The following is a 25,716-nucleotide window of genomic DNA, read 5'->3' on the forward strand; positions in this document are numbered from 1 at the left end:
GACTTCATTCAATAAATCGGTCATCATAAAAAAGTAGACCACTTTATAAAGGGGGAACTGGAATGAAGATTGGGGTAGTCTTATTTCCATCAAAACAAGTTCAAGACTTCGCCAACTCGTATCGAAAGCGATACGACACGAAGTATGCGTTGATCTCACCTCACGTGACGATCAAGGAACGCACTGAAATCGACGAGGCCGATTTGCCGAAAGTGCTCGAGTATCTCCAGCAAGTCGCAGACTCGACCAAACCGGTTCAATTGAAAATCGACGGGGTCCGCTCGTTCGCACCGACGAACAACGTCCTCTACTTAAAAGTATTGCCGACGCGCGAACTGTCGGCGCTTCACGACAAACTGCACGACGGTCTGCTCAAGCAGCCTCCGAAATACGAGTTTCTGCCGCATATCACCATCGGTCAAGACTTGACCGATGCCGAACTGTTCGACGTGCTCGAACGGATGCGAATGGAACAAGTGCATTTCGAGGAGACGATCAATCGCATGGCCGTCATGTATGAGCTCGAAAACGAAACATGGAACGTCTATGAGACGTTCCGGTTCCGCGGATAAGATTACACGCTCCGGTCGACGAAACGACCGGGGCTGTTTTGTTGTTCGGCTTCTAACCATTCTTCTTGACGGGGCCGGATTCGTTGGACACGTTGAATGCGTGTGACCGGCTCGATATTCGCCCGTTCTGTTGGTTGAACTTGGCGATTTCCATATTGGACGACTGTGAAATCAATCTGATAAGGACCCATAATCCAACCTCCTTCACAAGTCCTTACCCGAAATTCTTCCCCGATAATACAAAAAAGAGCGTATCGCTACGCCCTTCCCCATCTTTATAAAATGTGATAACCGCTATCGACGTGGATGACTTCACCTGTCACGCCGCTGCCCATGCTCGACAAGAGGAACAGGCCGGTCGAGGCCACTTCTTCTACCGAGACGTTGCGGCGCAATGGCGCTTTTTGCTCGAGTTCAGACAAGATGCTGTTAAAGTCGCCGACTCCTTTAGCCGACAACGTCCGAATCGGGCCAGCCGAGATCGCATTGACGCGGACGCCGTGTGGGCCGTACTCGTTTGCCAAATATTTGACGCTCGAGTCGAGCGCCGCCTTGGCGACACCCATCAAGTTATAGTTCGGGACGACGCGTTCGCCGCCGAGATATGTGAGCGTGATGACCGATGCATCTTCTGCGAAGTACGGTTTGGCCGCTTTGACGACAGCCGTCAAGCTATATGCCGAAATATCGAGCGCTTGCGCGAACTGGCCGCGTGTCATCTCTGAGAATTCACCGCGGAGTGCTTCTTTGTCTGCGAATGCGATCGAGTGCGCAATCCCTTGAATCGGGCCTGCTTGTTCATGAATCGTCCGGAACGTCGTGTCGATGGCTTCGTCGTTCGTGACGTCACACTCTAACAGCAAGGCTTCTCCGTTCAAGTCGGTTGCAAGCGACTCGAGTCCTGACTTGAAGCGTTCGCCCGCATATGTGAGCACGAGCTTCGCGCCTGCTGCGTCGAGCGTCTTCGCGATTCCCCAAGCGATCGAGCGTTTATTGGCGATTCCCATGACGACATACGTCTTATTCGTTAACGTTGGATAGATTGACATCGTAAACTCCCCTTTTTTTAGTACCTGGTGATAATATCTGTTATCAGATTACAGAATGGTGTCTGTTTTGTCAACTAGCGCGTAACGTATTGCGATTTTTTTAACTTACGGTAAGATAAAATACGTAGAGAAAGGGTGAGACGACTTCATCATGAACCGCATTCAATCTTATTTTAAAAGTTTAGACACAACACTTTTGACAATCGTCTTTTTCTTGATGATCATCAGTTTAGGTGCCATCTATACGGCCCAACCGATGTTGCCGACGCGATTGCAACATATTAATTTCGCATTTGACCAAGGAATCCGCTACATCATTGGGTTCTTCGCCATGTTCGCCATCATGACCATCGAGTATGAACAGTTGCGAAAAATACACTGGTATTTGTATGGCTTCGGGTTATTGCTACTAGCCGGTTTGATTCCGCTCCGCGATACGACTCTCGTTCCGAACATCAACGGGGCGTACGGCTGGTATAACGTACCGGGCTTCAGTTTCCAACCAGCCGAATTCATGAAGTTGTTCTTACTTATTTCCATGGCGACGATCGTCTATGACCATAATAAACGCTACGGTTCGTCCCAACAGGACACATGGCTATTAATGAAATTAGTGCTCCTCGCCATTCCGCCTCTCGCGCTGATTGTGACGCAACCAGACTTAGGCACAGGGCTCGTGTTGATCACGATGCTCGGAGCGATTATCATCGTGTCTGGTATCGGGTGGAAGTGGTTGCTCGGATTGTTCAGCGCCGCTGCCTTAACGATCGGTGGCTTCATGTATTTGTTCTTCTCGCATTTCGAGTTGTTACAAAGTTTCGTGCCAGGCCACGCCTTGAATCGATTCCAAGCTTGGATTTACCCGTATGAGTATTCCGATGACCTGGCGTTCCAGTTAATCAAATCGCTTCAAGCGATTGGATCTGGCCAAATGTTCGGGGCCGGCTATGGACAAGGACTCGTCTATCTTCCTGAGTCGCAAACCGACTTCATCTTCGCCGTCATCGCCGAGCATTATGGCTTTATCGGGGCAGCGATCGTGATTATCGTTTTCTTCTTGTTCTTGTACCGAATGATTCATATCGCCCTCGAAGCGAGCAGTCCGTTCGGAAGCTACATCGTCACGGCCGTCATCGCCATGTTCACGTTCCAAATTTTCCAAAACATCGGGATGACGATCGGTGTCCTTCCGATCACCGGTCTGACGTTACCGTTCATCAGTTATGGTGGGACCGGGATCATCATGAACATGATCGCCATCGGGCTCGTCATGAACGTCGCCTCTAAATCAAAAACGTATATGTTCGACGACGACTAAACAATAGTCCCGCACTCATCCGAGTGCGGGACTATTGTTGTTACAGGATGAATTGGAAATCAGCCGGGTCAGGGGCTTGGATGAACAACTTCTCGCCGGTCAATGGATGATGAAACGCCGCCGAAGCGCTATGGAGCGCATGACGGTCGAGAACGGTCTTGCCACCGTACATCGTATCCCCGAGCAACGGATGGCCGATATGGCGCAGATGGACCCGGATTTGATGCGTCCGACCGGTCTCAAGGGCAATCGATAGTGCCGTATATGCGCCATGCGCCTCCGCTTCGAGAATATGTGTGACAGCATGCTGTCCGTCCGCTGTCACGATTCGCTCCATAATCGAATCGGGGGCGCGGCCGATTGGGGCATCGATCGTCTGTGGTTCAAGCTGCCCCTCGACTAACGCGAGATACGTCCGCGACAAGCCGCCAGTCTGTTGCAACTCGCTAAAGCGATGATGCACGTATGCATATTTTGCGAACAGGACGACCCCGCTTGTGTCACGGTCGAGCCGGTTGATGACGTGAATCGCCGACTGCAATCCAATCTGTTCATAATAGCCGAGCACGGCGTTGGCGAGTGTATCATCCGGATGGAGCCGGGACGGGATTGTCGCAATGCCTGCCGGTTTGTCGACCGCGAGCAAATAGTCATCCTCAAATAGGATCGTGAGCGGCCGCTTGGAACGGACCATCGTCTCTGCGGGCTGTTCGACCGGGAAGTGGACGGTCACTGCCTCCCCTGCTCGGATGTCATAGCGGACGGTGCGAGGCTTGCCATCGACGAGGATGAGGCCACCTTGTTTGATTTGGGTCAACATCTTTCGTGAGATGCCACAGTCTGTCATTAAAAAGTCGCGCAACGGGACGGTTGTCTCCGCGACGCGACGCAATGTAAATCCGTACATCGGTTACTTCCCTTCTTCAATGAACGATTCGCGGACCCGTCGCCAAAATGGGAACGGCCGGAACCGGGCAAACGTCACTTTTTCTTTCGCGACCGCACAGCGGATAGAGCGCACGTTCGACCACGACAACGCTTCTTGATGATCGAACGCGAGTTCAAACTCGGTTTTCGTGTGCGGTGCAATCTTCACTTGATGATGTTTCGGCAATAAGAGCGGTGACCCGATCGTGCGGTACACCAAGTTGTTAATCGACGCCATCTCCGTCACTTGAATTGCCTCGATGGACGGATGGACGATGGCCCCGCCGAGCGCTTTGTTATAGGCCGTCGACCCGGACGGCGTCGAAATGCACAACCCGTCGCCCCGGAACGTCTCGAAGTAATCATCTCGAATCGATAAGTCACAGACGAGTGTGCGCTTATAGTTTTTAATCGTACATTCGTTCATGGCGAGCTGTCGATCGGTCGTCCCATCCTCGTAATCGATGAGTACCTCGACGAGCGGGTATGACACCGGTTCGAACGACTCGCTTGTAATCATCTCCGTCAACTCATCGAGTTCATCCGGTTGCCAGTCGGCGTAAAATCCGAGATGGCCTGTGTGGATGCCGACGAGCAACGTCTGATCGAGCCGGTCGATATACTCGTGGAACGCCTGCAGCATCGTCCCGTCGCCTCCGACTGAGACGACAATGCGTGGCTCTTTCGAAACCGAATGCCCTGCTTCGGTCAATTTATTCGTCAACTCTTGCGCGATGTCAGCCGACCGCGCGTCTCCCCGTGCTACAATCGCAAACTGCATGCCGTGGCCCCCTAGTCTTGGTCCGTCTGGACGTTCATTTCTTTATCCCGGAACACTTGCTGTGCATCTTGAATCTCGACGCGAAGCTGGCTCATCTCGGCATCCAGCAAGAACGCCGCCTCGGCCGCTCGCCGCAGACGCTCTTGAACTTCGAGCGGCATATCCCCGTCGTATTTATAGTTGAGCGAATGCTCGATCGTTGCCCAGAAGTTCATCGCGAGCGTCCGCACTTGGACCTCGACGAGTGTCGGGAACTCGCCATGAATCGTTTGCACCGGGTATTCGAGAATCAAATGGTACGAGCGATAGCCCGATTCTTTTTGATGCGTGATATAGTTGCGTTCCTCGACGATCTTAAAGTCGGTCCGATGATGGAGCAGTTCGAGGACGTGGACGATATCGTCCACGAATTGGCACATGATGCGGAGTCCGGCGATATCTTGCATCTCCGTCGACAATTTATCATAAGGAATCTGCTTTCGCTTCGCCTTCTCGAGGATGCTGCCGACCGGTTTCACTCTTCCGGTGACAAACTCGATGGGAGAATGGTCATTTTGAGATTTATATTGCTTTCGAATCGCCTTGAATTTCACTTTCAGTTCATCGACCGCGATTTGATACGGCACTAAATATTGATCCCAATCCATGGATTGCATATGCTGTCACCACTTTCGTTCGTATCGGAAAGCCCTGCTTTTTCCGTATGTATCCGATTGTATGGTATCATAAACCAACAATTGTTCATAGAATGGAGCGATGATTTATGACCCAAGAAGTGGAAATTGAATTTAAATCGATGTTGACAAAAGACGAGTACGAAATGTTGCTCGCCGCCTACGATTTGACAGACGAAGTGAAATGGCAAGCCAACGACTACTTTGACACGCCGACGTTCGAACTGAAGAACCATGGTGCCGCCCTTCGCATCCGTGAGAAAAAGAACGGCCAAGTGCTGACACTGAAGCAGCCGCATGAAGTCGGTTTGCTCGAGACGCACGCCGCCATCAACGAAGAGGAAGCCGAGAACTTGTTCAAATACGGCATCATCCACGATGATCAAATGACGGCCGCGCTCGCCCCGTTCGACTTGTCTGGACCGCTCGAACACCTCGGCCGTCTCGAGACGAAACGGGCCGAAATCGCGACGCCGGACGGCCTGCTCGTCCTTGATGAAAGTCATTATTTGGAGATTCACGACTATGAAATAGAATTTGAAGTGACCGACGAGGCGAAAGGGAAAATCGCGTTCGAACAGCTCCTTCGCGAGCATGGCATTCCCCTTCGTCCCGCTAAAAATAAAATCGTTCGATTCATGGAAGAAAAGGTGCGTCGAAATCAAGGTTGAGCAGATACGTTGCCAACCTTTTTTTTTCGTTGCTACAATGAGCATACGATATATTTGATTTTTGTTTACGAGAGGAGGCGACACAATGGAACTAGAACAATGTAATGAGTCATCCTGTTCACTGGAAGAATCTCCTATCCAAGCAACCTATAAACCATTAGAGTTATTCTATTTCATGGACATTTCTGATCCAGATGGACTTCATGTGATGACGCTCATTAAAAAGCTCGAACTTGAATACGGGCATTTGATTCGTTTCCGTATGGTTTCGACGGTTCCTAGTTGTGTTGGCGGATGTCAAGAAGAGGTTCGCCTTCTCACGATGATTAAGGCTATGGAGTTACAAGGGAAACGTCATGCGATGCGCTTCTTACGCCATCTGCATATAAACGATATCTTTTTGAAGGATGGCTCTAGCGACAGCGACTTGTGGGAAATTGCCCGCTCGTTCGTCGATTACGGGCTCGACATCGAGGAGTTGGCGGCCGATATCCAATCCAATCAACTGCTCAGCGCTCTAGCTGTTGACCATGAGATCTTAAAAGATTGGGAAATTGAGTCACTTCCTGCTTTGACGTTCGTCACGCGTGACGAAGCACTCAAAATCGAAGGATTGTACCCGTACGACGTCTATCAGGCCGTCATGGCCGAACTGCTCGGTTACGTCCCAACCCGGGAGTCCGAGTGGAACGTCGAGAAAGTATTGGGGCGCTACGATGCCTCGACCATCACCGAGCTCGCCTTCATCTTGGAGCTCGAGAAGCCGGTCATCGAGAGAGAACTGAAAAAACTGTCACTCCAGCAACGGTGCCGACCTGTCCCAGGTTGCAGCGGACAAGCTTGGGCGACGAATAAATGACACAACAAAACCCACGGCCGGGGAGCCGTGGGTTTTTTGCGATGTTCTCCGCGGGGACGGAAAACATCACGACCCGAGTATCTATACAGATCACAGGTTGGGAGAAAGTTTACGGTCAATAAAGGGGTTTGTGATTGATTTCACACTTATAATATACCGAGACGGGCGCACCGTGACAAGCACTTTGTTCATATTGTCACATAATGTTCACGCCATACTTCTTATTGAAATAATAACGTCTCCATTTCGTCGAGGACGGCCTCGAACTGATCGAGTGCTGCGAGCACCGGCGCTTTCGTCGTCATATCGACGCCGGCCGCCTTCAATACTTCAATCGGATAGTCGCTCGAACCGGCCTTCAAGAACTTGTCGATGTAACGACGGACAGCTGGTTCGCCTTCTTCCATGATCTGTTGCGACAACGCGGCCGATGCTGAGATCCCTGTCGCGTACTGATAGACGTAGTAATTGTAATAGAAGTGCGGGATACGGGCCCATTCAAACGCAATCTCACCATCGATAACGAGTTCGTCTCCGAAGTATCGCTTGTTGAGCTCGAGATACGTCTCATTCAAATACTCAGGTGTGAGCGAGACGCCTTCTTGGGCCGCTTTATGAATCATGTGCTCGAACTCGGCGAACATCGTCTGACGGAACAGTGTGCCCCGGAACGTTTCGAGCTGATTGTTCAACAGATAGAGACGCTCCTGGCGGTCCGTGCGCGTCTTCAACAAATAATCGTTCAAGAGCGCCTCGTTCGTCGTCGAAGCCACTTCAGCCACGAAAATCGAGTAGTCCCCGTACGGATACGGCTGCGTCGCCCGCGTATAATGGCTATGGACCGAATGGCCGAACTCATGGGCGAGCGTGAACAAGTTGTTGACGTTGTCCTGCCAGTTCATCAAGATGAACGGTTGCGTGTCGTACGCGCCTGATGAATAGGCGCCACTCCGCTTGCCACGTGTCTCACGAACGTCGACCCAACGTGAAGCAAGTCCGTCTTTGACGATTTGGACGTACTCGTCTCCGAGCGGCGCGAGCCCCTCGACCATCAAGTCTTTCGCTTCGGCATACGGAATTTTCATGTCCACGTCTTTGACGAGCGGCGTATACAAGTCGTACATATGCAACTCGTCCACACCAAGTGCCCGCTTCCGGAGCGCGACATAACGGTGCAACAAGTCGAGACGTTCGTTCACCGCCTCCACGAGCCCGTCGTATACGGATTCTGGGATGGCATTATGGTGAAGCGCCGCTTGGCGGGCGCTCTCGAACTTGCGGACCGTCGCATAGAAGTTGTCTTTTTTCACGCTACCTGACAACGTCGAGGCGAACGTGTTCAAATATTGCTCGTACGTCCCGTACATCGCCTTGAATGCGCCTTCGCGGACGCTGCGGTCACTTGATTCGAGGAACGTGATATAGCGGCCATGCGTCAATTCGACGTCTTCGCCTTTCTCGTTCTTCACTTTCGGGAATTTCAAGTCGGCGTTGTTGAGCATGCCGAACGTCGAGCTCGACTGCCCGAGGACGTCACCGGCTTGGGCGAGAATCGCCTCTTCCGCTTCCGTCAACACGTGTGGACGTTCTTGTGCCAACTCGTCGAACGCGTGGCGATAGACGTTGAGTGACTCGTGCTCACTCATGAACGCCTCGATTTGGCTTTCGTCGATGGCGAGCAGCTCTGGCGTCATGAACGCGAGCTGAGCCGAGATTTGGGCGGCGAGAGAACCGGCACGGTCGTTCAGTGCCTGATAATGGCTGTTCGACGTATCCTCGTCGTAGCGCATATGGGCGTATGTATACAGCTTATGCAATTGACGCGAAATGTCGTCGCGCAGTTGCAGACCTGCGAATAAAGAAGCCGCTGATTCTCCGAGTTTCCCTTTGAACTCGACCAAGGCCGGTACGCTTGCTTTTAGCGCCTCAAAATCTTGTTCCCAAGCTTGATCGTCTGCATAAATCGTCTCTAAGTTCCACGTCTCCTCGACGGGTACTTGTTGTCGTGTAAGTACTTCTGACATATGTCCACTTCCTTTTCTTAGTTTGTATACGATTTCGCCATGAATCGCTGAAACCCTTGAAAGTATCGAAAATCGTGAAGCAACGCCGTGTCTAACGTCTTAGGCACGTGCCAATCGCGCACCGCCTCCGTCACGTCGAATACGTTCAACAGCTGTCTCCATTGTACTTCAAACGCTTGCAGAAAGTCGCTTGTCGGGGTCACGTCGAACTGGCGGCACGTCTTCTCGATGCTCCAATTGATGGAGTCTCCGGGGCAATCCCGTCGATTCAAGTAGAGCACCGTCTGGAACATGAACGGATGGACATGAACCCCCCACAGTGACGGCAACGGCAAATAACAGTAGCTCGGTAACAACGAGGGCAACATCCCGAGCGGATACAGTCGGTTCAAGATGAGGCGGCGATACTGTGGCGTCGGATAAGGTGGCGTCATCCGCCTCCGCCGAATGACTTGGGTCCAACGATGGGCATCGAAGCCATAATATGCCGCGAACGACGAGGCATCGAACGAGGTCGCGACCTGCCATTGCCCGACGCCCGCTCGGATGGAGACCGGAAAGCCGACGAAGCGGTATAACGCCTGTCCGGTCGGGACGACCAGGCTATGTCGTCGCGCCAGTTCGGCCCGCATCCACGGTTTGAACGTTGTCACACCCCCGGGCTGCAGCCCGCTCGCCAGCCAGACGACGTCAAGTCCATTGTCGCGATAATGTCTCGTCCGGTCGACGTAAGACTCGATTGAGAGCGTGGACGCCTGGATTTCGACGACGAGCCGAGTATCGTCGCGTACTGCCACTAAATCGGCACGACGTGCGCCGATGACGACTTCTTGCTCGACTTCATACCCTTGCCCTTGAAGCCATTGCCGCACTCCCCATTTGTCTTCATGGTGTCCGGTCGACTCGCCGCATCCGCAAGGATTGACGTGGGCGAAATGGAGACGCCGTTTCACACCTTGCCTGACGATGACCCGTTCCCCGCATTCTGGGCACGAAAAAGGGGCAAACGGCTCAATCCGCCCCCGACTGAGCGTAAGGGCATCCACATACCCTCCAGTTCGACCGATGGCAAATCGCATTCCGCTTCCCCCTCATAATAGTGGTGAAAACATTCGGGCCAATGATTCGACGAGTTTGATGAAGTAGGATCGTTCCGAGAACGCCCGAATCTCCAACTCGTGTGACCCTTCAAAGTCTTTATACAAATCTTGTTTGAGCTGATGGACGGAGTTCGTGTTATACAAGAGCGCGTTCACCTCGAAATTGAGGTGGAAACTTCTGAAGTCCATATTCGCCGTTCCGATTGTCGCCAACCCATCGTCGACGACGATGACTTTCGAGTGCATGAACCCTTCCTCATACAAGTAAATCTTGACCCCGGCGCTGAGTAGCTCCTCAAAATATGAGCGGCTCGCATAAAAGACGATTTTATGGTCCGGATAGCTCGGAAGCACGATACGGACATCGATGCCTGATAACGAAGCGGTCTTGAGCGCGCTCATGATGTCCTCGTCTGGAATCAAGTACGGGGACGAGATGTATACCGACTTCTTCGCCGCATTGATCAGCGCGAAATAAATCGATTTCATCGTCTCGTACGGCTCATCCGGTCCGCTCGCCACAATCTGTACGCCGCCGCTCGCACTTCGCACCGTCTCTAGCGGCTCGAGATAGAACGGCGTGAATAGACGCTCACCCGTCATGTAGTACCAGTCCTGCAAGAAGATGAGCTGGAGTTCCGACACCCCTTCCCCTCTGACGTATAGATGCGTGTCACGCCAAAAACCGAACTTCGAATGCTCGCCCAAATATTCATCTCCGACATTCAACCCGCCTGTGAACGCCTCTGTTCCATCGATGACGACGATTTTCCGATGGTTCCGATAGTTCGTCTTACTCGAAACGAGCGGCAGGACGACCGGGAAGAACGCTTTGACATGGACGCCTGCTTGGCGCATCTCGTCAAAGAACGTCCCGCTCGTATGAATCGAGCCGACCGCGTCATATAGAAAGCGCACCTCGACCCCGGCCTTCGCCTTCTGAATCAAAATCCGTTGAATTTCCCGAGAAATACGATCTTCCCGGAAAATATAATATTCGAGATGGATGTGGCGGGTCGCCCCTTTCAAAGCGGGCAACAACTTCGAGAACTTCTGTTGTCCGTTCGTCAGCACTTGCGTATACGTGTTTGACGAAACGGGTAATTGATTCAGAGACGACGTCAAATGGAGCAACTTCTCATAATCGTCATGGGAGAACATGAGCGACGGCGACAACGTCATCGCCTTCTGTCGATAAGCGAGGTACGTCTCTTCGTCCAACATGGCCTTCTCTTTGAACATGCGCTTCCGGCGATAGTTCTGTCCGAACACAAAATAGGCGAACAGCCCGACGACCGGGAAGCCGAGCATGACGATGGCCCAAATGAGCGTCCGCTGCGGATTTCGATTCTCGAGCAGGATGACGAGCAGGATGCTGAACGTCGTCAAAAAGACGAGCACCGAGAACAACCCGATCACTTGCGAGCTCCAGTAATACGATAATACGGCAATGAGACCTGCGAGCAAAATCAGGGATAAAAGTACTTGTATGCGTCGCAACATATTATAAACTGACCTCGTTTCTGTCTTGTATTATCATAATTATACAACTTAACACCATCTTTTGAGGGGAGCGAACAAAATATGGGCACATTTTTGGTTACAGGAGCGACGAGCGGGATTGGACGGGCCGTCGCCCTTCGTTTGGCTGAGGACGGACATGACGTCATCGGCATCGGCCGCGACGAGACACGAGGTGCCGCACTCGAAGACGCCTCACCACGCATCACTTTCCTTACATGTGATTTAGCCGAATCCGAGCAAGTTGAAGCATTGATGGACCGCTTGAGCGAGGACAAGGTCGTCCTCAACGGATTATTCAACAACGCCGCGACGTTCGGTCGTCCCGGGACACCGGAGCGGTTGCCGGCGACCGCGTTTGACGACGTATTCGAACTGAACGTGTTGGCTGTGAACAGGCTTATCCAACGCGCCATCCCGCTGTTGGCGACGGGAGGGAGCGTCGTCAATAACGCTGCAATCGTCGGCCACGTCAAATTTCCGCCGATGCTCGGTCCATACGCCGCCTCGAAAGCGGCCGTCATCGCCTTGACGAAGACGTTCGCCCATCGGATGAAAGGCAAAATACGTTTCAATGCGGTCTGTTTCGGTCCGGTCGATACGCCACTCAGTCATAAACTGTATGGCGGTGAGGCCAAATTCCAAGAGGCGATGACCCATCATTTCCGGGGACATGCCGCCAAACCGGAGGAAGTCGCACCGGTCGTCACGTTCCTATTGAGCGAAGCGTCAAGCTATATTAACGGTCAAGCCATCACGGTGGACGGTGGTTATACACTCTCATAAGTACCAAAAGGGAGGGGTCTCGAGTGACCCCTCCCTTTTACGTCTGTACTTTTCGGGCACGCATCATCTGATTCGTCAGAAACGCGCGTTCTCTCGGATGCAACTCTTCAAAATCGAGCGACTCCTCGAAATAGTCGATGAACCCCTCGAACGTCTCTTCGTGTGTGGCATGTGCTTCCAGTCGGGCGATTCGGATCGCCTCGAACACGGATGCCATCACAAAGATGTCATGGCTCGCATAAGTCTTGATTGGGGTGAGCGCCTCGAACAACGTCGCCTCCATCGGTTTACGTTTGGCGTGCCATTCGCTCTTGTCATTGGAAAATAAGAAATCCCCTTCAGGTAATCGGCTCAGTTCTCGCAAAATGTCGCCGATGTAATGAATGGCGTGAATCGCAGTATTCGGATCGTTAATCCCGGGCGAGATGCCTTTCAACGCGATTTCACTCAATTTCTCGATGACGAAGGCCGGGTCTTGAATCGAGGAGCGAATCTCCCCAATTTGGAACACGTCGACATCGAGCGCTTCTTCTCCGAGCCAATAGCCGAGCAAGTCTCCTTTCGCCACGAAATCCCCGACGGCCACGACCGACTCGAAATCGACATCATGGCTTTCTTGTTTCTCGCTTGCGAACAATTGGATATAGCCGGTGCGCGGCGCATAGATGGCCTGGCCCTCGAACGTGTGGACCGAACGTTCGGGAACGATGTGCATCTTTCCGTCCTCCACCGCTTGCTGTTGCGTCTCGATGACGGACAACGCCTCGCGATGCAGGGCTGACAAGAGACGTTCGGCTTGAATTGAGACGCTTATCGTTTGTATGAACTTGACGAACGCCCAGATGGAACTGACGACGAGCAACACGCTGACGCCCGAGGCGAGTACGACATCCTCATCCGACGTCCGAATTAAAAATAAGTTCGTGATCCCGTACACCGTCGTCATGATGAACAAGCCGAGCGTATGTTTCGATGCCGAGTTCGTCAAAAAGTTATTGATTGTTCGTGGTGAGAACTGTGACGAGTACGTCGTCAAGACGACGAGAATCGTTGAGAAACTAAACGTCATCATCGTCATCAGACTCGTAAAGGACGAGGACAGCACGGTTGCTGCCGAATCCTTATCTAAATAGACGATTTCGGGCAACAGTTCCCGAAAGAAGTTTCCGAAGTATTGGGTCAGGAACGTCAAGGCAATCCCCCCGACCCCATATAAAAACGGGACAAACCAGGCACTATCGGCCAACATCAACTGCAAACGCTTGAACATCACGACACCTCGTTTATGTATTAGTTAGAAAAAAATCGCCTGTCCATATGAACAGGCGATTGGGGTTTAGAAATAGTGACGGACTTTAGCGAAGACATCCCCATCGAGGATAAGCTTACCGTATTCTTCGAGCATCGCTAACGTCTGCGTGCTGAACGTCAAATACTCGGCCAAGAGACTCAATACGTTCTCTTCTTCCTCTGGTTCCATCTCTTCCGGGAAATCGATCCACAAGTAATACTTCTGATCGTAGTGGAACAGTTTGAGGTCGACGTTGCTTAACGTCTCTCCCGCCCGTTTGCTGAGCGAGATGATTGCCTCAAAGTCATCCGTTTCCATAGCGAGCGGAGCCCACGCCTCCTGCTCGGTTTCTTCATCGAGTTCACTCAACTGGTCGAGCACCGATTGTTGATCGCGTGCCTCATCGATTGCCGAGCGTAGGAGTGATCCGAGCTCAGAATCGTCTTCGGCGCCAATCACGTTTTTCGCGATCGTCACGGTCACTTCGAGTCCTTTTTCAAAAGCTTGTACTTGTATCCATAGTGGACCATCAAACGAGATATCTTCTCGTTCGTGCGCTTCGTCCATCATCTGCCAGAACAGCTGCTCACCACGTTCTCGGTTATACCAGATTTCATCACGAGCGAAACCGCGTTTTTCGATATCGACATACGTAATGAAAAATTTGACGGTATTGTCATTGATGCGCTCAATTTTCACGATTGTCCACTCCCTTCTCACCTCACTCCTACTTCAACAATTAAGGAGGAGAGGGGAAATTGTCTTGTTATCATAGTACCCTTTTTTTAACGTGTCAATCTATTGATGATGGGGTTGTTACTATTATTTTATCGGAAAAACGGAATAATAAAAAGCACACTGCTTAGACAGTATGCTTCCTCACTCGTTGACGAGTCGTTGCGCTTCTTGAAGTTGGAACGTCCGGACCTTGCGCGGCAAGAATCGACGAATCTCATCTTCGTTATACCCGACTTGAAGACGTTTTTCATCAATCAAGATTGGACGGCGAAGCAATCCAGGATACTCTTGAATCAAATCGTATAGTTGTTGAAGCGAGAGCGCATCGACCGATACGTCGATTTTAGAGAAAACTTTAGACCGGGTCGAGATGATTTCATCCGTCCCGTCCTCTGTCATACGTAGGATTTGTTTGATCTCATTAAGTGAGAGTGGTTCTGAAAATATATTTCGTTCCGTAAATGGGATATCATGCTCTTCAAGCCAAGCCCGTGCTTTTCGGCACGATGTGCAGCTCGGAGACGTGTAAAGTGTGACCATTTTCGTTCCTCCCTGATCAAATGTTCGTTCATCTTTTTCAAGTGACTCTATTTGTATACCCAAAAAATCGTTCACTTAATTATAATAATTCTTATCAATTGAAACTTCAATGATAACTTTTCTCACTCGGGTAAGAAAAGAGGACGCATTCTCGAGAATGCGACCCTTGATCGACCGTTCTAGGACGCCGGCATTCGAGAAACCGGTTGTGATACCGTCTCTTTGCCTGGCTTCACTCGCAAGTCTTTCAATTTCTTCTTGAGGACTTCTTTTAGAAGTTTCTTTTTCTGTTGCAAAACTTTATTACGTTCTTTCATGGTCTCTCACCCCCAACGCCAAAAGGACCGGACCGACCGTTACTGAATCTGAAAATCTTGAACTTGCACTAATCTACATTTAAATTATAGCACATTCTTATGAAAATAGTTGAACAATCTCCAATTTTTTCATCATTTCACACGTTCCAAATTTGCTTTTCCTATCTCATTCCCGTATAGTTAATAGAAATAACCTTTGAAATCACCAAGGAGGAGAGCGATGATGAGAATTACGTTAGAGACGATTATGCAACACCCGGTCACTCAGAAATACTTGACCCGTTCTGGCTTGAAACACGCCGTCGATGTGTGTGAACGCGCTCTCGAATTGGCGACGCGACGAGGCCTCGATACGGATTTAGCGACGAAAGCCGCCCTGCTCCATGACATCGGTCATTATGAATGGTACACCGAAGGAAAATGGAATTATGATTTGTATCGTCAAAACGATATCCATGCCATTAAAGGCGCCGAACGTGCCCATAAGCTGTTGATTCGTCTCGGCGAAGACCCGGCCCGCGCGAAAGAGATCTCGGTCATGATATTGCTTCACACCGACTCCTATTTGCCGCCCAACCGGATTCAACGGACGCCACTCCAACAGCTCGTTCACGATGCGGACACGTACGTCGAACAGCCTGGTGGATTGCACCACTATGAGACGATGGATATCGAAGACGCCCTGGCCCGCGTCCGCTTGATTGACGCGGTTGTCGACCGGCTCTCGAATTTGCCACGCATCTCAAACGCCTGACACCGTCATCATGGACGGTGTTTTTTTGTACGAAAAAAGTCCCGAATCCATCTGGATTCGGGACTTTCCTATTATACGAGTTGTACTTTGTAAGCTTCGTACTCTTCGTCTGTCATTGAGACGAAGTGGCCTGGCTCGACTTCGCGGAGTGGCGGGATACTTGAATCCTCATCCGAACGTCCGACGGCACCGAGCGACTTCGACTCATACACAATGCGTTTACGTGTCCGCTCATGCTCAGGATCCGGAAGTGGGATTGCTGAGAGAAGTGACTTCGTATAAGCGTGGAGTGGGTTCTCATACAGGCGCGCTGCAGGAGCGAGCTCGACGAGGTGACCTTGATACATAACACCGATCCGGTCCGAGATATACTTGACCATCGACAAGTCGTGGGCGATGAACAAGTACGTGAGGTCACGGTCGCGTTGCAATTCTTTCATCAAGTTGACGACCTGGGCTTGAATCGATACGTCGAGAGCCGAAATCGGCTCATCAGCGATGATGAAGTCCGGTTCGACTGCGAGAGCGCGGGCAATCCCGATCCGCTGACGCTGACCGCCCGAGAATTCGTGCGGGTAACGGCTCGCGTGCTCTTTCGTAAGACCGACTGTCTCGAGAAGGTCATAGACGCGGTTCATCCGGTCTTCTTTCGTCTTGGCAAGACCGTGGATATCGATGCCTTCGGCGATGATATCAGCGACGGTCATACGCGGGTTGAGGGATGCGTATGGATCTTGGAAAATCATTTGCATCGCTCGGTTGAACTTCAATTTTTCAGCGGTGCTCTTCTTGCCGTGAACGTTCTCACCTTTGAAGATGACATCCCCGTCAGTCGCATCGTAAAGTCCGATGATGGTACGACCTGTCGTCGATTTCCCACATCCAGACTCCCCTACGAGTCCGAGCACTTCACCTTTATAAATATCGAACGAGATGCCGTCGACCGCTTTGACGACGCGGCCTCGGCCGATTTTAAAGTGCTGCTTCAGGTCTTTTACTTCGAGTAATTTCTCGCGTTCCATTATTCAGCACCACCTTTCAAAATCGATTTCGCGAACGCGCTGTCCGGACGATACTTGAGCGCAAGATCACGGATTGCTTTCGGCGGGCTCACTTGTGGGGCTTGTGGGTGCAATAGCCAGCTCGCCGCATAGTGTGTGTCGCTAATTTGGAACATCGGTGGTTCTTTTTCAAAGTCGATTTTCATCGCATACGGGTTACGTGGTGCGAAGGCATCGCCTTTCGGTGGGTTGAGTAAGTTCGGCGGCGTACCCGGGATGGCCGGAAGCGCCTCGTTCGGGTCATCGGATGGACGCGGCATCGATCCGAGTAGTCCCCATGCATATGGGTGACGCGGCTCATAGAAGATCTCATCGACCGTTCCCTTCTCGACGATTTTACCAGCGTACATAACAGCAACGCGGTCTGCCATGTTCGCAACGACACCGAGGTCGTGCGTGATAAAAATGATCGCTGTGCCCGTCTTTTGCTGGATGTCTTTCAATAACTCTAAAATCTGAGCTTGAATTGTTACGTCGAGGGCCGTCGTCGGCTCATCGGCGATCAATACTTTTGGGTTACATGCGAGCGCGATCGCAATAACGATCCGCTGACGCATCCCACCTGAAAGTTGGTGCGGGTATTGCTTGAGGCGTGCCTCAGGGTTTGGAATCCCAACGAGTGTGAGCAATTCAAGCGTACGCTTCTTCGCATCCTCACCCGTGAGTCCTTGGTGTTGCTTCAATCCTTCGGCGATCTGTTTGTAGATCGTCATCGTCGGGTTGAGCGATGTCATCGGATCTTGGAAGATCATTGCGATATCGCGTCCACGAATTTTAAGCATTTCTTTTTCCGACAACTTCGCCAAGTCTTTACCTTCGAACAAGATTTCTCCATTCGTGATTTCACCTGGCGGGTTCGGAATGAGACGCATAATCGCTTTCGATGTGACGGATTTACCAGAACCCGATTCACCAACGATGGCGAGCGTCTCGCCTTTTTTCAAATCAAACGATACGTTGCGAACGGCTTGTACTGTTCCAGCATACGTATGGAACGAGACCGCTAAGTCTCGGACAGATAAAATCGTTTCCATGCACGAGTCCCCCTGTTTCTATAATTATTTACGCATTTTCGGGTCGAACGCATCACGCAAGCCATCGGCGAGCAAGTTGAAGCTGACCATGAGCAAGACGATGATGATTGACGGGATCACGAGCAAGTACGGGAACGTCCGTAGCTCTTTGTATCCGTCGTTAATCAACGTACCAAGTGATGCTTGTGGCGGTTGAAGTCCGATCCCGATGAAACTAAGGAATGCCTCGAAGAAGATGGCAGATGGAATCGTGAACATAAGTGTGATGATGATGGCGCCGAGCGTGTTCGGAATCAAGTGTTTGAAAATCAAACGAGTACTTGAAGCGCCGAGTGTACGGGCAGCCAAGACGAACTCTTGGTTCTTCAATTTCAAAATCTGACCGCGGACGAGTCGACTCATCCCGATCCAGCCGGTGATGGCCATCGCCAAGATGATGGTGAAGACACCTGGGTCAAAGATCAAGATGAACAAGATAATCAAAATCAAGTTTGGGACACCAGTCAAAATCTCAACAATCCGTTGCATGATGTTATCCGTACGGCCTCCGAAGTAAGCCGAGATACCACCATAGGCGACACCGATAACCGTATCGACGATTGCGGCCATTAAACCGATGAAGAGTGAGATACGTGTACCTTCCCAAACACGTGACCAAAGATCACGGCCGAGGTAGTCCGTACCGAACCAGTAGTTCTCTTCGACGTTCTTTTGTTCATAGAAGTCGATTTCACGGCCACCGAGGTTAGCCATCCCGTCTAACCCTGCCCACTCAAGTCCTGTGACTTTAGGTGGAAGTTTCGCTTGCGAGATGTTTTGCGTATAAGCGTCACGACCAGACAACATCGGGCCGAATAGAGCGAGTAAGACAAGAATGACGATAATCGATAACGACAAGATGGCCGCTTTGTTTTTCTTTAGGCGCATCCAAGCATCTTGCCAGAAGTTTAGACTTTTACCAGCGATTCGTTCAGCGAGCTGTTCGTTCATCTCGACACGTTGGAACATGTCTTGGTCGAACTGCTCGAAATTCTTTTTGTTTTCAATCATCAGTTATTCCCCCCAAGACGAATACGTGGGTCAACGACTCCGTAGAGCAAATCGACAAGTAGAATGATAATAATGAACAGGCCAGAGAAGAAGAGCGTCGTGCCCATGATGACCGAGTAATCATTCAACGTAATAGATGTGACGAACAATTCACCTAAACCAGGTACCGCAAAGATTTTTTCGATGACGAACGTACCTGTCAATAGACCGGCCGTCATTGGTCCGAGGATTGTAATTGCTGGAATCATCGCGTTACGCACCATGTGTTTCCAGACGATCGCATTCCCGGTCAACCCTTTCGCTTTCGCGAGGGTGACGTAATCTTGTCCGGTAACTTCTAACATCTCGGTCCGGACGAAACGAGCGATGGACGCCGTGACCCCGAGTGAGAGCGAGATGGTCGGTAAAATCGTATGCGCCGGGGAATCCCAAAACGCAACAGGGAGCAACTGCAACTTAACTCCAACGTAGTACTGGAGAAGTGCTGCAAAGACGAATGATGGGACAGAAATCCCGATTACCGAGATGAACATCGAACCATAGTCGATGAACGTATTATGACGAATGGCTGCCACGATCCCGAGCAACAATCCAACAAACGTCCCAAGCACAAGTGCTTGAATACCTAGTTGAGCTGAAGGACCGATTCGTTCCATGATCAAATCCGTCACTGGCCGGTTGGCCGTACGGAACGATACACCGAGGTCCCCTTGCACAAGGTTTCCTAAGTAGGTCGCATAACGAACTGGAAGCGGATCATTGAGTCCGTAGCGGTCGTTCAAGAGTTGAATTTGTGTCTCTGTCAATTTCTCCTGGTTTTGATACGGCGAACCTGGAAGCAGGTCCATCAGGAAAAACGTGAACGTCGCAATCAAGAAGAACGTGATGAGGCCGTAAGTCAGCCGCTGAAGAATATAACGTCCCATAAATAAATACCCCCTGTTTTTCTAATGTGTCTATGCTTGCACCAACAGCGTCACTATGACATATTTCCCTTTTCATGAATTCACAAAATGAAAGGAATTTTCTGAAAGAATAGGTCAAACGTCATCTCAAGGCTCTTAGCACAGCACATGAAAATCGAAGAATCCTTAGTTTGTAAAGTATTCTGAATTTTCACTGTTACTACATTATACTTTACCAACAAAACTTTTGAATAGTTTTTTCTCTAATTTCTGATTTTTTTTTAGAAAAGGGGGGACATGCGTGGTGCATGCCCCCTTCTCATTTAGTTGATATCGACGTATTTGTACTGGTAGTCAGCACCGAATAGTTGACGGTTGAAGTTTTCGACGTTCGGACGGAGCAAGTAAGCGACACCCGCTTGGTAAAGCGGCATGATGGCTTGGTCTTGTTCAATCAAGAGCGTTTCTGCTTCTTTAAACTTGTCATAACGCGCATCGATTGCTGTTTCAGCTGATGCTTCATCAATCAACTTATCGTATGCTGCCGACTTGTAGTTGATGTCGTTTTGACCGTTGTCAGATGTGAAAATACCAAGGTTCGTGAGTGGATCTTGATAGTCAGGTCCCCAAAGGGCGAATGACATCTGATACTCTCCGTTCGCTTCGAGTTCGAGCTTGTTGTTGAACGGTTGTTGTGAGATGTTCACGGTCACGTTCGGCAAGTTCGATTCGAGTTGGCCTTTCATGTACTCTGAGATTTGTTTTGCTACTTCGCTATCGAATGAGAGAAGTTCAATCGTGACAGCTTCGCCGCCAGTCGCTTCTTCCCAAAGTGATGCCGCTTCGTCAGCGTTCGTCTCAAAGTGTGTTACGCCTTCTGCATAATCCGTTCCGTCTTCATACTTGATGAATTCTTTCGGGACGAACGAAGTCGTGGCGATTGAACCGTTGTTCAACAACTGATCGATAATCCCGGCTGGGTCGACCGCACGAGCGACTGCTTTACGGGCGTTGACGTCAGCAAAGAGTTCATCTTCATGGTTGAACTTGAAGTAACCGACTGTTGAACGAAGACCTGTACTGTAGTCGTCGTTCTCTTGGAACGCTGCAACTTGTTCAGATGAGAGGCCGGCGTAGTCGACTTCTCCTGCTTCATACAAGTTAACGACTGTCGATGTGTCTTTGACGACGCGAACGTCGACTTTCTCTAGAGCTACATTCTCAGCATCCCAGTACGATTCGTTTTTCGTCAACACGTATCCTTGCTCGCGATCCCACTCCGACCATGTGAATGGACCGTTATAGATGTGGTTTTCTGGAGTCGTCGAGAAGTCTTCGCCTTTTTCAGTCGCAAAAGCTTCGTTAATCGGTGTGAACGTACCGAACGATGTGAGCGAGATGAATGATGGGTCTGGACGCTCGAGTGTAACTTCAAGTGTCTTCTCATCGATTGCCTTCACACCGAGATCTTCTTTAGGAAGTTTACCCGTGTTGATGGCTTCGGCATTTTTAACTGTGTTCATGATGTACGCGTATTGTGAACCTGTTTCAGGATCCACGGCGCGTTGCCAAGCGTAGACGAAGTCGTTCGCTGTGACAGGTTCTCCGTTTGACCATTCCGCGTCACGAAGTGTGAACGTGTAGACCGTTTCGTCTTCACTCACTTCTGGTTCTCCTTCAGCGATGGCTGGAACGGCATTTCCTTCCTGGTCAAGACGATAGAGACCTTCCATCGTGTTGGCGATCAAGTTGAACGCCACAGCGTCCGTCGCGAGCGCCGGGTCAGCTGTTGTAATGTCAGACGTGTCCGTCAAGCGGAGAATCTTTTCTCCGTTCGAAGACGAACCGCCGTCAGAGTCTCCGCCAGTCGAGCAAGCGGCGAGCACTGAACCGAGTGCCAAGATGAGTGTCATCATGAGCAGAATCGATTTTTTCTTCATTGCGATGTCCCCTTTCTGAATCGTGAAGCATGGCGTTTCGTCGGACCGTAACATCTTACTTTTTCTTTAATTTTCTGAATATTTCATTTTGTATCCGACGAAAGAACGTTAGGGCTATTGTAAAAAATTTTTAATCAAACTGTCAACTCCCCAATAAACCGCTGTCATTTTTAACACGAACTTCTCGCCATATATGTGGCACAACAGGTATCATAGAGCCATAGGGCGGATGACTCGATGGAGCGCATCCACGCTGAAAGGAGTTTGTCACATTGAAAAATTTTAGAAGTATATTAATCGTTTGGGGAATTGTCACAATTGCCTACACCGTTTGGTCGAACTTGTCATACTACCAAGACGAGACGATCGGGTTCCATTTGAGTGGCGGCTTGTTCGTGGCCGGTATACTCGTCTTCGCGGTCGGGATGTTCTCTCATATGGGTGCCACCGGATTATTTGACGGGTTCATGTACGGGTTCAAACGCAATCGTCGGGCCAAGTTGAAAGAAATCGACCCTGACTACGAAGAAGACGAAGAAGCCTCACCAGAAGATCGAGCCAATCAAAAACGTTCGGCGTGGCGTTGGGTCTATGTCGGTGTCACGAGCGTCGTTCTTTCTTACGTGATCACCCTCGTTTGACCTTCCGATTTCACTGTCGATATGCTACACTATGCCTAGAACAATAGGAAACACAATGAAGAAGACAAGTACCTCGAATCCCCTTTCCCCCAGAGAGTCTACGTTGCTGCGAGTAGATGGAAAGCGTCGAGCGAATGGACTTCGGAGTGGCTCGCCTGAACGATAGTACGGCGAGACGGTCACGCCCGTTAACGCGATCAAGTGGCATGAGTTTCATGCAAATTTGGGTGGCACCGCGGTTATTCGTCCCGATTTATCGGGCGGGGAACCGCGGTTTTTTTATATTCTCTGGAGGTGCAATCATGGCAAAAATCTTTTCTGGCATTAAACCGACCGGCGTCGTCACGCTCGGCAACTACTTAGGCGCGATGAAACAGTTCGTCGAGCTGCAGGAAGAACACGAAGCGTTTTACTGTGTCGTCGATCTCCATTCAATCACGGTTCAATTGGACCGCGTCGAGTTGATGGACAACACGCGCAAACTTGCGGCACTCTATCTCGCTTGCGGTCTCGACCCTGAGAAATCGACGATTTTCGTCCAATCGGAAGTGAAGGCGCACGCCCAACTCGGATGGATGTTGACATGCATCGCCGGCATGGGTGAACTGAGCCGCATGACGCAGTATAAAGACAAATCACAGAACAGTGAGAATATCGGCGCTGGCCTATTCGTCTATCCGACCTTGATGGCAGCCGATATCCTCTTGTACGGCACGGAACTCGTCCCGGTCGGCGATGACCAAAAACAACACGTCGAACTGACGCGTGATTTGGCCGAACGCTTCAACAAACGATACTATGAGACGTTCACGATTCCTGAGCCGCTCATTCAAAAAGAAGGCGCGCGCATCATGAGTTTGACGAACCCAGTCAAAAAGATGTCGAAATCAGACGCGAACGCGAAGGGCTTCATCTCGATGCTCGATGAGCCGAACGTCATCCGTAAGAAAATCAAGAGCGCGGTCACGGACTCGAGCGGTGTCATCAGCTTCGACCGTGAGAACAAACCGGGCATCTCGAACTTGCTTGAGATTTACTCGCTCTCGACCGATACCCCAATCGATGTTCTCGTCGAGCGCTACAAGGATTCGAATTATGGAACGTTCAAGCAAGACGTCGCCGAAGCGGTCGTCGCCATGCTTGAGCCAATCCAGAATCGCTATCACGAACTCGTCGACTCAGCTGAGCTCGATGCCATCCTCGATGCGGGCCGTGAGAAAGCGGAAGCCGTCGCCAACAAGAACCTCGCCAAAATCGAGAAAGCGATGGGACTCAACCGGAAACGGGCCAAAGTGAAGAAATAACGTTTAGCCGCCCTTTGCATGCAAGGGGCGGCTTTTTTTGTACGGTATATTAACTTCATCTGAAGGCACAAAAAAGAGACAGGCGTCCCTGTCTCTTTTTGTATGCATGTTGTTTCTTATTGCTCTTTGCCTTCGATGAATGCCCACTTGTACGAGTAGTCAGCGCCGAATGCGTGTTCAACGATTCCTTTAACGTATGGCTTCGTGAGGCGAGCCGATCCACGTTGGTAAACTGGCGAGATTGCGTTCTCTTCAAGAACGATTTTCTCTGCAGCTTGAAGGTCAGCCCAACGCTGTTCAGCATCTGTGCTTGATTTCGCAGATTCGATGAGTTTGTCAAATTCTTCGTTCGACCACTTACCACGGTTGTATGGTCCGTCAGTGACGAAGAGGTCAACGAATGTCATTGGATCCTGGTAGTCAGGGCCCCATCCAGCGAATGTCAACTCGAAATCACCTTTGTTCTCAAGGTCAAGTTTGTTGTTGAACGGTTGTTGCTTGATTGTAAGTGTGATACCTGGAAGGTTCTTCTCAAGTTCACCTTTGATGAACTCACCGATTTGCTTCGCAGATTCCGAGTCGTAGTTGAGGAGCTCGATTTCGACAGAGTCTTGACCGATTTCTTCAAGTCCTTTTTCCCAAAGTTCTTTCGCTTTGTCCACGTCGTAGCCGCCGATGTCGCCGTTAGCTTCACGGAAGTCCGCGCCGTCTGGTCCAGTTACGAAGTCTTTTGGTACGAGATAGTTGGCAGGAATTGAACCGTTCGCAAGGAGCGTTTCAGAGATCGCTGCTTTATCGTATGCCGCGTCAATCGCGTTACGGATGTTTTGGTTGTCGAGTGCTTCAACCGCAGTGTTGAACTGGAGGTAGAAGAGTGTTGGCTCAACGACAGTAGAGAAGTCTTCGTTGTCTTGGTATTGAGCAACGAGTTCAGAAGTCAAACCAGTGCGGTCAACGTCGCCGTTTTCGTACAAGTTAACGCCTGTTGAAACTTCTTTAACGACTTTAACGTTGATTTCGTCAAGTTTGACGGCTTCAGCATCCCAGTAGTCGTCGTTTTTGACCATTTTCCAGCCTTGCTCGCGCTCCCAGCTTTCGAGTTTGAACGGTCCGTTGTAGAGAGTTGTCTCTGCAGATGTACCGAAGTTCTCGCCTTGCTCTTTGTCGAACGACTCAAGTTTAGGCATGAATACGCCGAAGCTTGTGAGACCGAGGAAGTACTCAGCTGGTGCAGTCAATTTAACTTCAAGTGTCTGCTCATCAGTAGCTGTGACGCCAACAGCGTCGCGCTCGCCTTTGCCTGTGTTATAGGCTTCAGCACCTTCGATGATTGACATAACGTAAGCATATTGTGAAGCGTTGTCCGGGTTAAGGACTTCTTTCCAAGCGTATTCGAAGTCGTTTGCAGTTACAGGCTCGCCGTTAGACCAAGTTGCGCCTTCACGGATTTTGAACGTGTACGTTTTACCGTCTTCAGAAACTTCGTGTGACTCCGCGATCCCTGGTGTTGGGTTATCTTCGTCGTCCATACGATAGAGACCTTCGTTAACGTTGTTCAAGACGTTGAATGAAACTGCGTCTGTTGCAAGCGTTGGGTTAAGTGAAGGGATGTCTGAGCTATCGAGCAAGTTGAGGACTTGCGCTTCATCAGCATTTTCTGATGCGTTATTGTCAGTTGTTGCTCCCTCTTCTTCCCCTGTCGAACATGCCGCTAGGAATGCGCTAGATAGAAGTGTTACCGACGTTGCTAAAGCAAAACCTTTTTTCTTATTCATTGCGATGACCCCCTGATTTTTTTCGTTTTAACGAAATGAACGATGGTAGAAAATTCTGATAGTTCACTTTACAAAATTTGTTAC

Annotated in this window: 25 protein-coding genes and 1 other annotated feature; of the genes, 8 read left to right on the forward strand and 17 right to left on the reverse strand. The window is 50.4% G+C overall.

Annotation, left to right across the window (positions count from 1 at the left end; all coding sequences use genetic code 11):
- The first annotated feature begins 62 nt into the window (after positions 1–62).
- On the forward strand, positions 63–572 hold the full coding sequence (locus tag KNP95_RS07650) for a YjcG family protein (RefSeq protein ID WP_021066965.1): 510 nt from the start codon (positions 63–65) through the stop codon (positions 570–572).
- 2 nt (positions 573–574) lie between these two features.
- On the opposite strand, the gene KNP95_RS07655 is transcribed toward KNP95_RS07650, so the two are convergent.
- Both KNP95_RS07655 and fabI read right to left on the reverse strand, forming a co-directional pair.
- The gene (locus KNP95_RS07655; protein WP_021066964.1) at positions 575–763 is read right to left on the reverse strand and encodes a hypothetical protein; all 189 of its coding nucleotides are present in this window, start codon (positions 761–763) and stop codon (positions 575–577) included.
- Positions 764–847: 84 nt separating this feature from the next.
- A complete protein-coding gene (fabI, locus tag KNP95_RS07660) occupies positions 848–1,621 on the reverse strand; it encodes an enoyl-ACP reductase FabI (protein ID WP_214803147.1) in 774 nt (257 codons plus the stop codon).
- A gap of 151 nt (positions 1,622–1,772) precedes the next feature.
- Between fabI and KNP95_RS07665 the strand changes: the two genes are divergently transcribed.
- The gene (locus KNP95_RS07665) at positions 1,773–2,939 is read left to right on the forward strand and encodes an FtsW/RodA/SpoVE family cell cycle protein (RefSeq protein WP_021066962.1); all 1,167 of its coding nucleotides are present in this window, start codon (positions 1,773–1,775) and stop codon (positions 2,937–2,939) included.
- A gap of 40 nt (positions 2,940–2,979) precedes the next feature.
- On the opposite strand, the gene KNP95_RS07670 is transcribed toward KNP95_RS07665, so the two are convergent.
- The 3 genes from KNP95_RS07670 to yjbM are packed head-to-tail and all read right to left on the reverse strand — an operon-like array spanning position 2,980 to position 5,303.
- A complete protein-coding gene (locus tag KNP95_RS07670) occupies positions 2,980–3,846 on the reverse strand; it encodes an RluA family pseudouridine synthase (RefSeq protein WP_214836391.1) in 867 nt (288 codons plus the stop codon).
- Positions 3,847–3,849: 3 nt separating this feature from the next.
- Positions 3,850–4,647 carry an NAD kinase gene (locus KNP95_RS07675; RefSeq protein ID WP_021066960.1) on the reverse strand — a complete coding sequence of 266 codons (798 nt, stop codon included), beginning with the start codon at positions 4,645–4,647 and terminating at the stop codon, positions 3,850–3,852.
- An 11-nt stretch (positions 4,648–4,658) separates the two neighbouring features.
- On the reverse strand, positions 4,659–5,303 hold the full coding sequence (gene yjbM, locus KNP95_RS07680; protein WP_029595776.1) for a GTP diphosphokinase: 645 nt from the start codon (positions 5,301–5,303) through the stop codon (positions 4,659–4,661).
- A gap of 107 nt (positions 5,304–5,410) precedes the next feature.
- On the opposite strand from yjbM, the gene KNP95_RS07685 reads away from it, so the two are divergent.
- Both KNP95_RS07685 and KNP95_RS07690 read left to right on the forward strand, forming a co-directional pair.
- The gene (locus tag KNP95_RS07685) at positions 5,411–5,992 is read left to right on the forward strand and encodes a CYTH domain-containing protein (RefSeq protein WP_214836394.1); all 582 of its coding nucleotides are present in this window, start codon (positions 5,411–5,413) and stop codon (positions 5,990–5,992) included.
- A gap of 322 nt (positions 5,993–6,314) precedes the next feature.
- Positions 6,315–6,851 (forward strand): DsbA family protein, encoded by a 537-nt coding sequence (locus tag KNP95_RS07690; protein ID WP_236355671.1) that lies wholly within the window; start codon positions 6,315–6,317, stop codon positions 6,849–6,851.
- 221 nt (positions 6,852–7,072) lie between these two features.
- On the opposite strand, the gene pepF is transcribed toward KNP95_RS07690, so the two are convergent.
- The 3 genes from pepF to cls are packed head-to-tail and all read right to left on the reverse strand — an operon-like array spanning position 7,073 to position 11,478.
- Positions 7,073–8,875, reverse strand: a complete 1,803-nt coding sequence (gene pepF / locus KNP95_RS07695) for an oligoendopeptidase F (protein ID WP_131471117.1) — start codon at positions 8,873–8,875, stop codon at positions 7,073–7,075.
- A 17-nt stretch (positions 8,876–8,892) separates the two neighbouring features.
- Complete coding sequence (locus KNP95_RS07700) at positions 8,893–9,954, reverse strand: competence protein CoiA (RefSeq protein WP_214836397.1); 1,062 nt, start codon at positions 9,952–9,954, stop codon at positions 8,893–8,895.
- A gap of 12 nt (positions 9,955–9,966) precedes the next feature.
- Complete coding sequence (gene cls, locus KNP95_RS07705; protein WP_029595781.1) at positions 9,967–11,478, reverse strand: cardiolipin synthase; 1,512 nt, start codon at positions 11,476–11,478, stop codon at positions 9,967–9,969.
- A gap of 81 nt (positions 11,479–11,559) precedes the next feature.
- On the opposite strand from cls, the gene KNP95_RS07710 reads away from it, so the two are divergent.
- Positions 11,560–12,282 (forward strand): SDR family NAD(P)-dependent oxidoreductase, encoded by a 723-nt coding sequence (locus KNP95_RS07710; protein ID WP_214827096.1) that lies wholly within the window; start codon positions 11,560–11,562, stop codon positions 12,280–12,282.
- Positions 12,283–12,319: 37 nt separating this feature from the next.
- On the opposite strand, the gene KNP95_RS07715 is transcribed toward KNP95_RS07710, so the two are convergent.
- From KNP95_RS07715 to spxA, 3 genes are all read right to left on the reverse strand, one after another.
- Entirely contained in the window at positions 12,320–13,552 is a 1,233-nt protein-coding gene (locus tag KNP95_RS07715; RefSeq protein WP_058763270.1) for a DUF2254 domain-containing protein, read from the reverse strand.
- Between the two features lie 66 nt (positions 13,553–13,618).
- A complete protein-coding gene (gene mecA, locus KNP95_RS07720) occupies positions 13,619–14,272 on the reverse strand; it encodes an adaptor protein MecA (RefSeq protein ID WP_021066951.1) in 654 nt (217 codons plus the stop codon).
- Between the two features lie 180 nt (positions 14,273–14,452).
- Complete coding sequence (gene spxA, locus KNP95_RS07725; protein WP_015881217.1) at positions 14,453–14,851, reverse strand: transcriptional regulator SpxA; 399 nt, start codon at positions 14,849–14,851, stop codon at positions 14,453–14,455.
- Positions 14,852–15,388: 537 nt separating this feature from the next.
- On the opposite strand from spxA, the gene KNP95_RS07730 reads away from it, so the two are divergent.
- The gene (locus KNP95_RS07730) at positions 15,389–15,922 is read left to right on the forward strand and encodes an HD domain-containing protein (protein ID WP_021066949.1); all 534 of its coding nucleotides are present in this window, start codon (positions 15,389–15,391) and stop codon (positions 15,920–15,922) included.
- Positions 15,923–15,993: 71 nt separating this feature from the next.
- Here KNP95_RS07730 and KNP95_RS07735 read toward each other — a convergent pair whose 3' ends face one another.
- The 5 genes from KNP95_RS07735 to KNP95_RS07755 form a co-directional block, all read right to left on the reverse strand.
- Positions 15,994–16,944, reverse strand: coding sequence for an ABC transporter ATP-binding protein (locus KNP95_RS07735; RefSeq protein ID WP_021066948.1), 951 nt, complete (start codon positions 16,942–16,944; stop codon positions 15,994–15,996).
- On the reverse strand, positions 16,944–18,017 hold the full coding sequence (locus KNP95_RS07740) for an ABC transporter ATP-binding protein (protein WP_021066947.1): 1,074 nt from the start codon (positions 18,015–18,017) through the stop codon (positions 16,944–16,946). Before KNP95_RS07740 ends, KNP95_RS07735 begins: the two co-directional genes overlap by 1 nt.
- 24 nt (positions 18,018–18,041) lie before the next feature.
- Positions 18,042–19,067 carry an oligopeptide ABC transporter permease gene (gene opp3C, locus KNP95_RS07745; RefSeq protein ID WP_021066946.1) on the reverse strand — a complete coding sequence of 342 codons (1,026 nt, stop codon included), beginning with the start codon at positions 19,065–19,067 and terminating at the stop codon, positions 18,042–18,044.
- Positions 19,067–19,993: an oligopeptide ABC transporter permease gene (gene opp3b / locus KNP95_RS07750; RefSeq protein WP_021066945.1), complete on the reverse strand. Its 927-nt coding sequence runs from the start codon at positions 19,991–19,993 to the stop codon at positions 19,067–19,069. Before opp3b ends, opp3C begins: the two co-directional genes overlap by 1 nt.
- A gap of 302 nt (positions 19,994–20,295) precedes the next feature.
- Positions 20,296–21,912 carry a peptide ABC transporter substrate-binding protein gene (locus KNP95_RS07755; protein WP_058764496.1) on the reverse strand — a complete coding sequence of 539 codons (1,617 nt, stop codon included), beginning with the start codon at positions 21,910–21,912 and terminating at the stop codon, positions 20,296–20,298.
- 272 nt (positions 21,913–22,184) lie between these two features.
- On the opposite strand from KNP95_RS07755, the gene KNP95_RS07760 reads away from it, so the two are divergent.
- Both KNP95_RS07760 and trpS read left to right on the forward strand, forming a co-directional pair.
- Complete coding sequence (locus KNP95_RS07760) at positions 22,185–22,553, forward strand: DUF3899 domain-containing protein (RefSeq protein WP_021066943.1); 369 nt, start codon at positions 22,185–22,187, stop codon at positions 22,551–22,553.
- 46 nt (positions 22,554–22,599) lie between these two features.
- Positions 22,600–22,807: a binding site (T-box leader), on the forward strand.
- 48 nt (positions 22,808–22,855) lie between these two features.
- Positions 22,856–23,857 carry a tryptophan--tRNA ligase gene (trpS, locus tag KNP95_RS07765; protein ID WP_214836400.1) on the forward strand — a complete coding sequence of 334 codons (1,002 nt, stop codon included), beginning with the start codon at positions 22,856–22,858 and terminating at the stop codon, positions 23,855–23,857.
- A 116-nt stretch (positions 23,858–23,973) separates the two neighbouring features.
- On the opposite strand, the gene KNP95_RS07770 is transcribed toward trpS, so the two are convergent.
- Positions 23,974–25,632 (reverse strand): peptide ABC transporter substrate-binding protein, encoded by a 1,659-nt coding sequence (locus tag KNP95_RS07770; protein ID WP_214803128.1) that lies wholly within the window; start codon positions 25,630–25,632, stop codon positions 23,974–23,976.
- Between the last annotated feature and the right edge of the window lie 84 nt (positions 25,633–25,716).

It is taken from the genome of Exiguobacterium sp. s36, from assembly GCF_018618345.1.
GTDB classification, from domain to species: Bacteria; Bacillota; Bacilli; order Exiguobacteriales; family Exiguobacteriaceae; genus Exiguobacterium; species Exiguobacterium chiriqhucha.